General features: G+C 45.5%; 11 protein-coding genes and 1 pseudogene. All 12 read right to left on the reverse strand.

The genetic code is table 11. The annotated features are described in order from the left end of the window. Nucleotides 1–691, reverse strand: a pseudogene (locus ACNQ0W_RS13950) (oligosaccharide repeat unit polymerase); the annotation flags it as partial. A gap of 1 nt (nucleotide 692) precedes the next feature. Beyond that, nucleotides 693–1949 carry a flippase gene (locus ACNQ0W_RS13955; RefSeq protein ID WP_062932820.1) on the reverse strand — a complete coding sequence of 419 codons (1257 nt, stop codon included), beginning with the start codon at nucleotides 1947–1949 and terminating at the stop codon, nucleotides 693–695. Then, nucleotides 1946–2500 carry a dTDP-4-dehydrorhamnose 3,5-epimerase gene (gene rfbC, locus ACNQ0W_RS13960; RefSeq protein WP_062932819.1) on the reverse strand — a complete coding sequence of 185 codons (555 nt, stop codon included), beginning with the start codon at nucleotides 2498–2500 and terminating at the stop codon, nucleotides 1946–1948. The genes ACNQ0W_RS13955 and rfbC overlap by 4 nt, the downstream gene beginning before the upstream one ends. Before the next feature lie 3 nt (nucleotides 2501–2503). Further along, nucleotides 2504–3382, reverse strand: coding sequence for a glucose-1-phosphate thymidylyltransferase RfbA (gene rfbA, locus ACNQ0W_RS13965; protein ID WP_062932818.1), 879 nt, complete (start codon nucleotides 3380–3382; stop codon nucleotides 2504–2506). Nucleotides 3383–3434: 52 nt separating this feature from the next. After that, nucleotides 3435–4334, reverse strand: coding sequence for a dTDP-4-dehydrorhamnose reductase (gene rfbD, locus ACNQ0W_RS13970; RefSeq protein WP_062932817.1), 900 nt, complete (start codon nucleotides 4332–4334; stop codon nucleotides 3435–3437). Continuing rightward, a complete protein-coding gene (gene rfbB / locus ACNQ0W_RS13975) occupies nucleotides 4334–5419 on the reverse strand; it encodes a dTDP-glucose 4,6-dehydratase (RefSeq protein ID WP_062932816.1) in 1086 nt (361 codons plus the stop codon). Before rfbB ends, rfbD begins: the two co-directional genes overlap by 1 nt. Before the next feature lie 102 nt (nucleotides 5420–5521). Then, nucleotides 5522–7408 carry a polysaccharide biosynthesis protein gene (locus ACNQ0W_RS13980; protein WP_417933207.1) on the reverse strand — a complete coding sequence of 629 codons (1887 nt, stop codon included), beginning with the start codon at nucleotides 7406–7408 and terminating at the stop codon, nucleotides 5522–5524. 38 nt (nucleotides 7409–7446) lie between these two features. After that, nucleotides 7447–8007: a sugar O-acyltransferase gene (locus tag ACNQ0W_RS13985; RefSeq protein ID WP_116329874.1), complete on the reverse strand. Its 561-nt coding sequence runs from the start codon at nucleotides 8005–8007 to the stop codon at nucleotides 7447–7449. Continuing rightward, a complete protein-coding gene (locus ACNQ0W_RS13990) occupies nucleotides 8000–9043 on the reverse strand; it encodes an MraY family glycosyltransferase (RefSeq protein ID WP_062932813.1) in 1044 nt (347 codons plus the stop codon). The genes ACNQ0W_RS13985 and ACNQ0W_RS13990 overlap by 8 nt, the downstream gene beginning before the upstream one ends. Then, nucleotides 9043–9993: an NAD-dependent epimerase/dehydratase family protein gene (locus tag ACNQ0W_RS13995; RefSeq protein WP_080454677.1), complete on the reverse strand. Its 951-nt coding sequence runs from the start codon at nucleotides 9991–9993 to the stop codon at nucleotides 9043–9045. Before ACNQ0W_RS13995 ends, ACNQ0W_RS13990 begins: the two co-directional genes overlap by 1 nt. A gap of 375 nt (nucleotides 9994–10368) precedes the next feature. Beyond that, nucleotides 10369–11265: a GalU regulator GalF gene (gene galF, locus ACNQ0W_RS14000; RefSeq protein WP_017383282.1), complete on the reverse strand. Its 897-nt coding sequence runs from the start codon at nucleotides 11263–11265 to the stop codon at nucleotides 10369–10371. A gap of 174 nt (nucleotides 11266–11439) precedes the next feature. Next, nucleotides 11440–12831, reverse strand: coding sequence for a colanic acid biosynthesis protein WcaM (wcaM, locus tag ACNQ0W_RS14005; protein WP_062932812.1), 1392 nt, complete (start codon nucleotides 12829–12831; stop codon nucleotides 11440–11442). Nucleotides 12832–12835: the final 4 nt, after the last annotated feature.

The following is a 12835-nucleotide window of genomic DNA, read 5'->3' on the forward strand; positions in this document are numbered from 1 at the left end:
GATAATAGAATATTAATTCTATAGAAGCTTCAGGATAACGTATTCTCATCCCCCCAAGAAAACATAATATAAATCCACCTCCAAAAATTGTAACTTTAGAAAGCTTAAGTCTTTTAGGGGTCAAAATAAGAATTGTCGATAGATATAGCAATACCAAAACTTTTGCACCGAGCAACAATAACATTGGTACAGAAAGAACAAAGGTCAACAAAAATAGCTTTCGATGAGCTATAAGTAAAAAACATGACGAAAAAAGCGAGAGCAAGGCCAAACGCCCTAAAAGGCCAAAATTTGCACCATCATCTGCAACTAGATAATCTCGAAAAGCAGAAATATTCCATAGTGTGCTAACGCTGAACTTTACTAGGATAACAGAATAAAATGAAACTATGAATATAAATGGAATAATATTTGGCCAAACATGTTGCCGTCCACAATCAATTCTTCCCATAATTTTAGGAGAAGTGGTTTCCCCACCAATAATCGCAGCAAGAAAGAAAGCCAAATTAGCATACAGTATAAAGTAAAACTTTGGTAAAAATTCATCCTCAGAAAAGGCTAATGCCAGGACGGAAGAAAGTAACCATAGTAATGCATGAACTACAGCTGGATGAATCCACTCAAGCTTGAGATAAAAACAAAGCAATAAACCGCATGTATAAACTATTATCAACGCGATTAAAACATCCATTTTAGCCACCTGTTTTCATACGAATTCCAAATTTTTCAACATAAAATAAAATTAAAAAATCGGCAAATGTTCTTAATAAAAATGCAACGGCGGCACCAAAGATGGAATAGGTTGTAGTCAGATAATATAGAATCGCGAGGTACGGGAAAAATTCGATAATATGAACAATTCCCGTCCATTTTGCATGTCCTGCGGACTGTATTTTTGCAAAGCAGATCTGCGCAACTGAATTAAAGACAAAACCTAATAATAAAATCTTAAATATTTGTGCCGCATCCCCCATATATTCTTTACCTAACCACAAGCCTAAAATCTCGCTTGAAAACATAAAAAAAGGAGTAGCAAGTAGTATGGAAAACAAAAATACCGACCACAAAGTACGATGATAGACTGAATGAGCATCTTTCGATTTCGAATAGCTTAATTTTGGAAATAATGCTCTTGCAACAGCACCTGGGAATAAAGATAATCTTGCGACCATATCAGAAGGCCCAGAATAGTGAGCCACAACGCTTGCACCAGAAAAATGAGAAACTGCAAATCGATCGACAAATCCCATGAGTGGCCCGATTATATTACTTAGGGTAACCCATCCACCGAAGCTCATTAGTTCTGAAAAAACATCCTTTCTGAAAATCCGTCGAAATTCTTTAAGGTGGCTTTCACAAACTTTCCAACTTATTAGTGCAACTATCCATCTTCCAGCAACTAACCCACATACAGCAGAGGTCAAGGTCGGAGAATATAGTACTGCAAAAAGAGGGAGTAAAATGATAAATGGACTTGTTGTGACTTGTTGAATATTGAGACTTAAGAATTTCTCAACGCCCTCAAGATAGGCTCTCCATACTTGTGTAAGCAACAAAGCCGGCACGCATAATACTAACAAACGAAGCGCTAGCGTCAATTCATTGAGGAGCTCAGGAGAAACATTCAAAAATCTTGCTAACGAAGGGGCAAAAAAATATCCAAGCAGAACGATAATAATGCTAAGCCCTGTAACAGCATAAAGCGATGTTCCAAGAATAGCATTAACTCGATTATCATCGTTTCTATGTGTAGAAACAAATCGTATAACAGCCCTCGATATTCCACCATCGAAAACGCTCGCATAGCCCATTAGGGCATATGCGATTGTAAAAAGACCAAAGCGTTCCACTCCGAGTGATCTTGCTAAAACCCCCATTACGGGGATAGCCATTAATAATGGAAGCGCAAGTCCAAATATATTCCAACTGCTGTTCTTAATTAAACTCATATAATTTTACTTTTAATCAAAAAACTCATCAGTGGAGCATCTTTATCCTTACTAGATAAAATAATATTGTCTTCTTTAGGCCAATCTATACCAATGTCTTCATCATTCCAGAGAATCGAACCTTCAGCTTCTGGATGATAGTAATCTGTTGTTTTGTATAAGAATTCAGTATTATCTTCTAATGTAAGAAAACCATGGGCGAATCCCTCAGGAATCCACAATTGGCGTTTATTTTCGGCAGAAAGAATAATACCGACCCATTTACCAAGAGTCGGAGATTGCTTACGAATATCAACAGCTACGTCAAATACTGCACCTGCGACACAGCGAACCAGCTTCCCTTGAGCATAGGGTTCTTTCTGATAATGCAATCCTCGAAGCACTCCTTTAGATGATTTTGAGTGGTTATCTTGAACAAAATCTATTTGTTGTCCGACTGCATCTTCAAATTTCTTTTGATTGAAACTTTCCATGAAAAAACCACGTTCATCCCCAAATATTTTTGGTTCAAAGATTAATACATCTGGAATCTCTGTTTTAATAATATTCATCAGTTAATAACCTTTAATGATTTTCAGCAAATATTGTCCATATTGGTTTTTTGATAAAGGTGCTGCAAGTTTTTTAACCCGATCAGCATCAATAAACCCTTTACGGTAGGCAATTTCTTCAGGACAAGCAACTTTTAGACCTTGACGCTCTTCGATGGTTGCAATGAAGTTACTCGCTTCAATCAGGCTCTGATGAGTCCCTGTGTCAAGCCAGGCAAAGCCACGGCCCATCATAGCCACGGAAAGCTTTCCTTGCTCCATATAAATACGGTTAATATCCGTGATTTCCAGTTCACCACGTGCTGACGGTTTTAAATTCTTCGCCATCTCAACGACACTGTTATCGTAGAAATAGAGTCCCGTCACCGCATAATTACTCTTCGGTTCCAGCGGTTTTTCTTCGAGGCTGATGGCGGTACCACTTTTATCAAACTCGACAACACCGTAACGCTCAGGATCGTTCACGTGATAGGCAAAGACCGTTGCACCATTTTCTTTATTAACCGCGGCATCCATCAATTTAGGAAGGTCGTGACCATAGAAAATGTTATCCCCCAACACCAGGGCGCAATCATCGTTACCAATGAATTCTTCGCCAATAACAAAAGCCTGTGCCAGACCATCCGGGCTTGGCTGGACTTTGTATTGCAGATTCAGACCCCACTGGCTTCCATCACCCAGAAGTTGTTCAAAACGCGGTGTATCCTGCGGAGTACTAATAATTAAAATATCTCGAATACCAGCCAGCATCAGCGTTGAAAGAGGATAGTAAATCATCGGCTTATCATAAATAGGCAATAATTGTTTACTAACAGCCATGGTCACTGGATACAAACGAGTGCCAGAGCCACCCGCCAGAATAATACCTTTACGCGTTTTCATTTCATCATCTCTATAGTCATAGGATGCCCATTCCCAGGCATCCCGATCATTATTAAATTGCTGTTGCTGTAAACCACTCAGTCAGCATACGCTTAACCCCCTCGTCCCACTGAGGCAGTACGAGGTTGAAATTCTGCTGGAACTTTAACGTATTGAGGCGGGAGTTTGCCGGACGTTTTGCAGGCGTAGGGTACGCACTGGTCGGCACTCCATGAAGCAGCTTTAATGCCAGTTCAATTCCTGCTTTGCGCGCTTCATCAAATACCAGAGAGGCATAGTCGTACCAGGTTGTTGTACCACTGGCAACCAGATGATAAGTCCCTGCCACTTCAGGTTTATTCAGGGCAACCCGAATAGCATGAGCCGTACAGTCTGCTAATAACTCAGCACCCGTAGGGGCCCCAAATTGGTCGTTAATAACAGACAGCTCAGAACGCTCTTTTGCCAGTCGCAGCATAGTACGCGCAAAATTATTCCCTTTACCGGCATAAACCCAGCTAGTCCGGAAGATCAAATGGCGTGAACAATTTTCACTTAACGCTTTTTCACCAGCAAGTTTGGTCTCACCATACACATTAAGCGGCGCTGTGGCGTCCGTTTCAAGCCACGGCGTATCACCATTACCAGGGAATACGTAATCAGTAGAGTAGTGAACAACCCAGGCCCCCAATTTTTGGGCCTCTTTGGCAATCGCCTCCACACTCGTGGCATTCAGCAACTGAGCAAATTCGGGTTCTGACTCGGCCTTATCGACGGCGGTATGCGCGGCCGCGTTGACGATGACATCAGGCTTAATGCGGCGCACCGTTTCTGCAATGCCTTCAGGGTTGCTGAAATCACCGCAATACTCCTGCGAATGGACGTCAATAGCAATCAAATTACCCAGCGGCGCAAGGGCACGTTGTAGCTCCCAACCCACCTGACCGGTTTTACCGAATAGAAGAATATTCATCAAGCACGGTCTCCATAGTTTTCTTCAATCCAGGACTTGTAGCTACCGCTTTTTACGTTCTCTACCCATTGTGTGTTCGCCAAGTACCATTCTACGGTTTTGCGAATGCCACTTTCGAACGTTTCCTGAGGCTTCCAGCCAAGTTCCTTACTAATTTTTTCTGCATCAATCGCGTAGCGACGATCGTGACCCGGACGGTCAGCAACATACGTTATCTGGTCACGATAGGAACCTTCCTTCGGCACAATTTCATCCAGCAGTGAGCAGATGGTATTTACCACATCAAGATTCTGCTTTTCATTGTGGCCGCCGATGTTATAGGTTTCACCTATCTTGCCCTGTGTCACTACGGTATATAATGCGCGGGCGTGATCTTCCACGTACAGCCAGTCACGAATTTGGTCTCCTTTACCGTAAACTGGCAGAGCTTTACCATCCAACGCATTGAGAATGACCAACGGGATAAGTTTTTCAGGGAAGTGGTAAGGACCGTAATTATTAGAACAGTTAGTCACAATAGTCGGGAAGCCGTAGGTACGCAGCCAGGCACGGACCAAATGGTCGCTGGAGGCTTTTGAAGCAGAATATGGACTGCTTGGCGCATAGGCGGTTTGTTCAGTAAACAGAGGGAGTTCAGAATCCTCTGTAACTTCATCCGGATGCGGAAGGTCGCCATAAACTTCATCTGTTGAGATATGGTGAAAGCGAAATGACGCTTTTTTATCAGCAGTTAACTCAGCCCAGTATTTACGGCTGGCTTCCAGCAGAACATAAGTGCCAACAATGTTAGTCTCGATAAAAGCTGCCGGGCCGGTAATTGAGCGATCAACGTGGCTCTCGGCGGCCAGATGCATCACAGCATCCGGCTGGTGCTCTGCAAAAATACGCGCCATGGCGTCGCTGTCGCAGATATCAGCATGTTCAAAATGATAGCGATTGCTGAGTGAGACACCAGCCAGCGATTCAAGATTTCCTGCATAAGTCAGTTTATCAACGTTAATAACAGAGTCTTGCGTATCATTAATAATGTGTCGTACCACTGCAGACCCAATAAAGCCTGCTCCACCAGTGACCAGAATTTTCACGTTTATTTCGCTCTTAATGTTTTCAGGAACAATGAATTATATTCCGTCGCCCCGATAACTATCGAATAGTATCCGGGGCGGAGAAAATGACAATCTGCTATTTTAACTTGCCTTTTCATTCCAAAGTAAATCGCAGATACCATCCGTAGGATTGAACGCAGCAGGTGCTTGCAAGAGTATCTCACGCACACGTTCATAGTCGAATTCGCAGCAGGCTTTGTCGAGATCGTTGAGAATCATACTCATCTCACTCCAAGGCAACATCACTTCGTTAGCAGTCCTGATACGCGGGTGCTGTGTTGCAGAGACATTGTCGCCGATAAGCAACTCTTCATACAGTTTCTCACCTGGACGCAGACCCGTCGTTTTTATCGTAATATCACCATAGGGGTTTTTATCATCACGAACGGTTAGCCCTTGCAGCGTAATCATGCGGTGTGCAAGATCGATAATCCTGACGGGTTCCCCCATATCCAGAACAAAAACATCGCCGCCCGTGCCCATGGCTCCCGCCTGGATCACCAATTGAGCCGCTTCAGGAATGGTCATAAAGTAACGCGTGATGTCTTCGTGAGTCAACGTCACCGGGCCACCTGCAGCAATCTGTTTTTCAAATAACGGCACAACTGAGCCTGATGAGCCTAACACGTTGCCGAATCGGACCATACTAAAGCAGGTTTTGCTGGATTCCTTCGCCAATGCTTGCAGTACCAGCTCTGCCATGCGTTTGGTCGCCCCCATTGTGTTGGTGGGCCGTACGGCTTTATCGGTCGAAATCAAGACAAAGTTTTCAACACCACAGCTTGCCGCGGCCTGTGCGCAGCTCAATGTACCAAAGATATTATTGCGCACACCGTCAATAACGTTGAACTCGACAAGCGGTACATGCTTGTACGCCGCAGCATGATAAATTGTGTCGACTTTAAATGCTCTGATTAACCTTTCGAGATGCTCTTTATCCTGAACGTTACCGAGGATTGGATAGATTTTTACTTTAAAATCCTGACCAAGATTTAGGTTACGCAGTTCGGAATCAATGGAATAGAGTGAGAACTCTGACAATTCGAACAGAATAAGCTGGTTTGGCTTATTTTTAAGTATCTGTCGGCATAGTTCAGACCCTATTGACCCCCCTGCCCCGGTAACCATCACTGTTTTCCCGTTAATATTACGGGATATCAGTTCCGGAATGGGTGAGACAGGATCGCGGCCCAGCAGGTCTGTAATAACGACTTTACGTAAGGAATCAATACTTGCCTTCCCCTCCACCAAATCGACCATTCCCGGGATGGAGAGCACTTCGCACGGCAGACCTTCCAGTGTTTTAATGACTTCGTTCTTTCTTGCCCGGCTTGCGCTTGGCATGGCCAGCAGAATTTTCTTCGCTTCGTATTTCTCAACCAGCCAGGGCAGTTTTTCTGGCGCAAAAACGCTTACCCCGTGAATCACCTGACCTTGCAGGGCACGGTTATCATCGACAAAAGCAACGGGGTAATATTCGTCCATCTGGCTCAGCGCAGGCAGTAATTGACGACCGGATGCACCTGCACCATAAATAACTACCCGAGTGCCCAGATTCAACCCACGATTCACCAACATTCTCATCCCAAGCCGTGATCCGGCAATAAGCAGTAGACCGAATGAGAAATAGATAAAAGGAATCGTTCTCGGCAAATAGAGGTTGGTATAGAACGCTGCGATAATAAGTAAAATGGACGATATGACCATCCCCATCGTTACGACCAATAATATCTTGGCAGTAATATAACGAATTACTGCCCGATACAGTCCTAATTTAACAAATATTGCCAGAGTAACTAAAATAATTGAGAAAATAAAAAGCCAATGCTCCGTACTATATAATGGAGTCATTGAATCAATACGCACCCAAAATGCAAACCAAAATGCGCACAACAGAAGCACAACATCTATAGAGAGTGTGATAATACGTTTTATTGGTCGTGGTAAAGATATTAAATAATTTAGCATACTAAAAACTGGTCGCCTCACTAAAGCTTGCATTCAGTTTATAAAATAGTACCAGCAGGACACACTGAGTAATCGTCTACTTTAGTATTATAGCCGCCCACTGTCCCCGCCTGGAGAAACGCTGCTTTCCCAATCACAGCGCTGCCCGCAAGATGGACACCAACACCTAAATGAGCGAAATCACCAACAATGGCATCGTGATCTATTGTCGAGTGGCTATTCACAATCGTCGCCAAACCTAATTTTGCGTTGGCACCCACTACAGCTCCCGCTAACACAACAGTTCCCTCAGCAAGGGTCGCCGATGGACTGACAAATGCAAAGGGATGTATAAGCGTTACAGGATTAATACCTAAGCCGAGCAGTTGCTGATAGAGCTGCTCTCTGACTTTATTGTTTCCGATGCCAATAGCGACATGACTGACCTTACCAATATGTAACTGTAGTTCGGAAATTTTTCCAATAATCAGCTGATTAATTTCCTGGCAGGCAGAGGTATTATCGTCGAGGAAAACGATATCCTTATATCCCAGCAGTCTCGCTGTCTCGTACAGCGTACGGCCATGACCACCCGCGCCCAAAATCAATAAGTCATGCATTGACGTTGCTCTCTTTGTCTTTAACTCCTGCACCACATTTCAGTGCAACAACGAGAAGCGGGAACCAGGCGATGAGCAGCCCCACAACACCATCAATTTTGCCTGAGGCAATAAAAAAGGCGAAGGGGAAAAGCCACAGCAGATTGACTGCAATTGCCAATGATGTCACCGGAACGTGGCTGCCATATTTTCTTGCGAGGATTTGGTAGCCATGGCTGGCATGTGCTTCATAGACCTTTTTACCTGCTACGAGCCTCCTCAATAAAGTTGTCGTGGCATCGACGATAAATACGCCCAGCAAACATAATTCTGCAATAAAGAAATGTGTATCTGCTTTCGCAATATGGAGAATCATCAGTCCGATAGTTATCCCCAGGAAACCACTCCCGGCATCGCCCATGAAGATTTTTGCTCTCGGGAAATTCCAGACAATAAAACCGGCCGCGGCACCGATAAGAGCAAGCGTCAGCGGATAAATACTTCCAGGCGCGTCCGTGTACTGGTTTACAACAATTAATATAGCACTACATGCGGCAAATGTTATTGCTTCAGCGCTGGCTAAGCCATTAATCCCATCCATAAAATTATATAAGTTCAGCATCCAGACCAGATATACACAGCCGAGAATCATACCAATCCAGGATAAAGAAAGATCGTAACCAAACAGCGTAATTACAGGGAAGGAACCCAGGAAATAGATGCCAATTGCTGCTGCCATGAAATGCATCAATAGACGCCAGCGTGCCGCAATATGACCATGATCATCAAGGAAGCCAATGATAGCGACAATTACACCTGGAATAAATAAACCCAGGAAACTGTCGAACGTAAGCGTATGGTTAAAATAAAATCCTACCAAAGCGACCAGGAGCGTCAGGACGATCGCTACTCCACCACCTCGCGGGGTCGGCACAGAATGAGAACTTCGCTGGTTTGGGCGGTCAATAACATTATGCTTTATTGCATACCCCCGCAATCCCCAAGTCAGTGCGCAGGAGGCTAAAAAAGCGAATATCACAATCCCATAATTCGTCATTATTTATTACCTTCGATATAATATTTCGCCGTTTTTTTCATCGTTTCATAAAGCGTTATCGGGGGCGTCCAGTTTAAATGCTCCCGGGATTTAGAGGCATCGACTTCCAGATCGCCAAACAGCTGATCGTAAATACCTCGTTTACCAACAGAAGAAAGCAATAACCTGAAGATACCCGTTGGGAAAGAGACCAGTTTCGCTTTAATGCCCATTCCTGAAGCAAAGGCATTAATCATATCTGCTGTAGAAGGTCGTTCCACATCTGCGAGTAAATAGAGTTGATTTTTGGATTTCTCATTTACCACGCATTCGTTGATGAAACTGACGACATTATCCAGAGACACCAGCGCTCGCTTGTTCCTGACATTTTTAAATGGCAACGGTAGGTTTTTAGAAACCAGTTTTAAAAGGCGCTGTATATTACCCGGTGCATTTTCACCACAAATCAATGCCGGGCGAACAATAGTGATCGCCATATCGCTTTCTGCAAATTGATTAAGCAGACTCTGCTCGGCTTCTCGCTTGGAAATGGCGTAATCAGAGGTGGGTTGTGGCTCCGAGGCTTCAGTAAATGGGATCCCTGAGGTGGCATTACCGTTAACGCCGATTGAGCTTACAAAGATAAAATGTTTAACTCCGCTGGTCGCAGCATCGCTCGCTAATTTCATCGTTGCGTCGTGATTGACACGGCGAAATTCCGCTAAAGCGTCCTGTGCATCATCATTAAGGATATGCGCCCTTCCTGCGGTATGAATGACAGTGTCGCATCCTTGCAGGAGATTTAACCAGTTGGTATTGGCTGAGATATCACCCAGGTTGTAAATGCCCTGTTCAGGGTTCTCCTGCTTGCGCGTTGTTAATATCACCTCGTGTCCTGATGACTTCAACGCCTGGACTAAAGCAGTTCCAAGAAACCCGGTCCCGCCCGTCACCATTACTTTCATTGACATCCCCTATCCGCTCAATCTGATATTTACGCCCGCACGTAGTGCAGATTTGCGTGAAACTGTCTCGTTCACAACTGTTCGTTTAAAATTCAATTGTAAATGCCAGGCACGCTACCGCCCCTGGCTTAACAGCTACCAGTGCACTGAGCGATGTTTGATTAATGATTTTGCTTGTCTGGTTACAGACAAAAACAGGCGTTAATTGTCGTCCTAAACGACCAGAGAAACAAGCACAAATCGCTACAAAGCTGCTGAGATTTGAATCAGATAACCGTATGTAATCATTAAAATTAATAACAAAAAACGGCAGTTATCACTTTGGTAATGTCTCAACATCCCAAAATGGTAACTGCCGTTGTTCAGGCCTTGGCAGGACTATCAGTCGTTAGCCAGCAACTTCTCAATCCGGCTTCTGAACTTCGCCCCTTCCTTCAGGTTACGCAGGCCATAGTTCACAAACGCCTGCATATACCCCATTTTCTTACCGCAGTCATAGCTGTCGCCGGTCATCAGCATCGCATCAACAGACTGCTTCTTCGCCAGCTCAGCAATCGCATCGGTCAGCTGGATACGATCCCAGGCGCCCGGCTCGGTTTTTTCCAGCTCAGCCCAGATATCCGCATTCAGCACATAACGGCCGACTGCCATCAGGTCAGAGTCCAGGGTCTGCGGCTGATCGGGTTTTTCGATAAACTCAACGATCCGGCTCACCTGCCCTTCCGTCTCCAGTGGCTCTTTAGTCTGGATAACAGAATACTCGGAGAGATCGCCCTTCATACGTTTCGCCAGCACCTGACTACGACCCGTTTCATTGAAACGTGCCACCATCGCCGCCAGGTTGTAACGCAGCGGATCGGCGGAAGCGGTATCAATAATGATGTCCGGCAGAACCACGATGAACGGGTTATCACCCACCACCGGGCGCGCGCAGAGGATTGAGTGGCCCAGACCCAGCGGCTGCGCCTGACGCACGTTCATGATGGTCACGCCAGGAGGACAGATAGACTGAACTTCTGCCAGAAGCTGACGCTTAACGCGCTGCTCAAGCAGCGCTTCGAGTTCATAAGAGGTGTCGAAGTGGTTCTCAACGGCATTCTTCGAAGAGTGCGTCACCAGAACGATTTCTTTGATCCCCGCAGCAACAATCTCGTCGACGATGTACTGAATCATCGGCTTGTCAACGATCGGCAGCATCTCTTTAGGAATGGCCTTTGTGGCGGGCAACATGTGCATGCCCAAACCCGCTACCGGTATGACTGCTTTCAAATTAATCATTATTTCTTCCACCTTAAAATGGTTGACGAATTATAGCTTTTAAACCTGTTTTCGCCAGCATGTTTTGCCGTAAATATGAAGTAATCCTAAGTCACCCCACCACAAATTACAGTAGTTGTAATCTGAATAGATCGCGATTCCGTACCAGGAATAGTCGCAAAATAGGCTGTAGGATTACCTGTGCGGCAGCGCAAAATTCAACCGTTCCGTATTCACCACGTGTTGATCGACCCGATCAATATCCACCGAACTCTGCCCTTTTTCATTTACCGCATGAATGTTTGCCAGCGACAACAGCGTCTCGTTTTTGGCCATAAACTTCCCGCGCACGTCTTTGCGCAAGTCGAAGTTCATCTTAAGCGCTGGTCCCGTCGCTGACTCCTGCATCACGTTGATATTACGCAAGAAAAGGTGCTGTGGCTTGTTGTGCAGCTCAAGCGTTGCCCGCTGCATGTTGACATTGGTGATGGCGACAAACGACGTGGCATTGCCCGAAGAAATCTGTATCCCGCGCAGCTTATAGGCAAGCTGTCGGTTATCCAGGCGAATATCGTTAAGTTTGAAGTTTTGCGGTATCGACAGATAATCGCCTTTAATCACGCCATAGCCGATTAGCATTCCGGCGCTGTTGACCATATCGACATTATCAATAACGAAATTATCACAGCCATAAATAGCTACCGTCGCGTTATCAATGCCGGCCTTTTTACTGAAGTCGGGGGTAATATTGCTGGCCTTGATATTACGGATCACAAAGTGTTTACCGTTTTCAACATGGACCAACTGCCGACAGTTGCTGCCGGTGATATTTGCCACCACGAAGTTTTTAACGGTCTGCTGTTCCGGATAGTCATTGTCGTACGTGCTGCCAGCCAGCCCAATGCCTATGCCCCAGTTGATCTTGCCGTTTGTACAGTTGATGTTATCGATCACGTGGTCTGAGATCAGGATATTGCGGTCGTTAATCGCCACGTTCCACTCAATCGCGTCACCCTGCAAGTGGCTGAATTTACTGTTGGTAATGCGCGCACCGTCCACCTGATTATGGAAACCCTGGCGCAGAATGGCGTAGTTGGCCTGGCTCACGGCAATGCGATCGATAAGCAGGTTACGCATCACTCTCGGCTTTTTACCGCCTATGTAGATCTGGGTGACGGGGCCGAAGCCGCTCATCGCCAGCCCTTTAATGACACAGTCGGAGCCACGCACGTCCAGCGTAATGTTATGCGTGCGCCCCTCTCCTTCCCCAATGACCTTGCAGCCTTCCTGGAGCACAAACCGCCCGCGGCCGTTGCCCTTCAGCGCACCGCGGATCAGCAGGGTTTTGCCATCAGGAATGAAAATGCCGGTATTGATGTTTTCACAGGTTAACCCGGCGGGAACAACAACGGTATCGCCCTCGGCAAATGCCTGCTTAAAGGCGGCGATCCAGTCGTGATTGTTGTAGCGATCGACAGAAACCGTCTTCCCGGTTGCCGCCCGCACAGCGCGGGGCGACAGCAGTGGCATGGCAGCCAGGACGGATAATGAAGAGACAAATCGGCGTCGGGTAATCTTTTTCAGCATACAA

This window comes from Enterobacter cloacae complex sp. 6730903, from assembly GCF_048283985.1.
Taxonomy (GTDB): domain Bacteria; phylum Pseudomonadota; class Gammaproteobacteria; order Enterobacterales; family Enterobacteriaceae; genus Enterobacter; species Enterobacter hormaechei_C.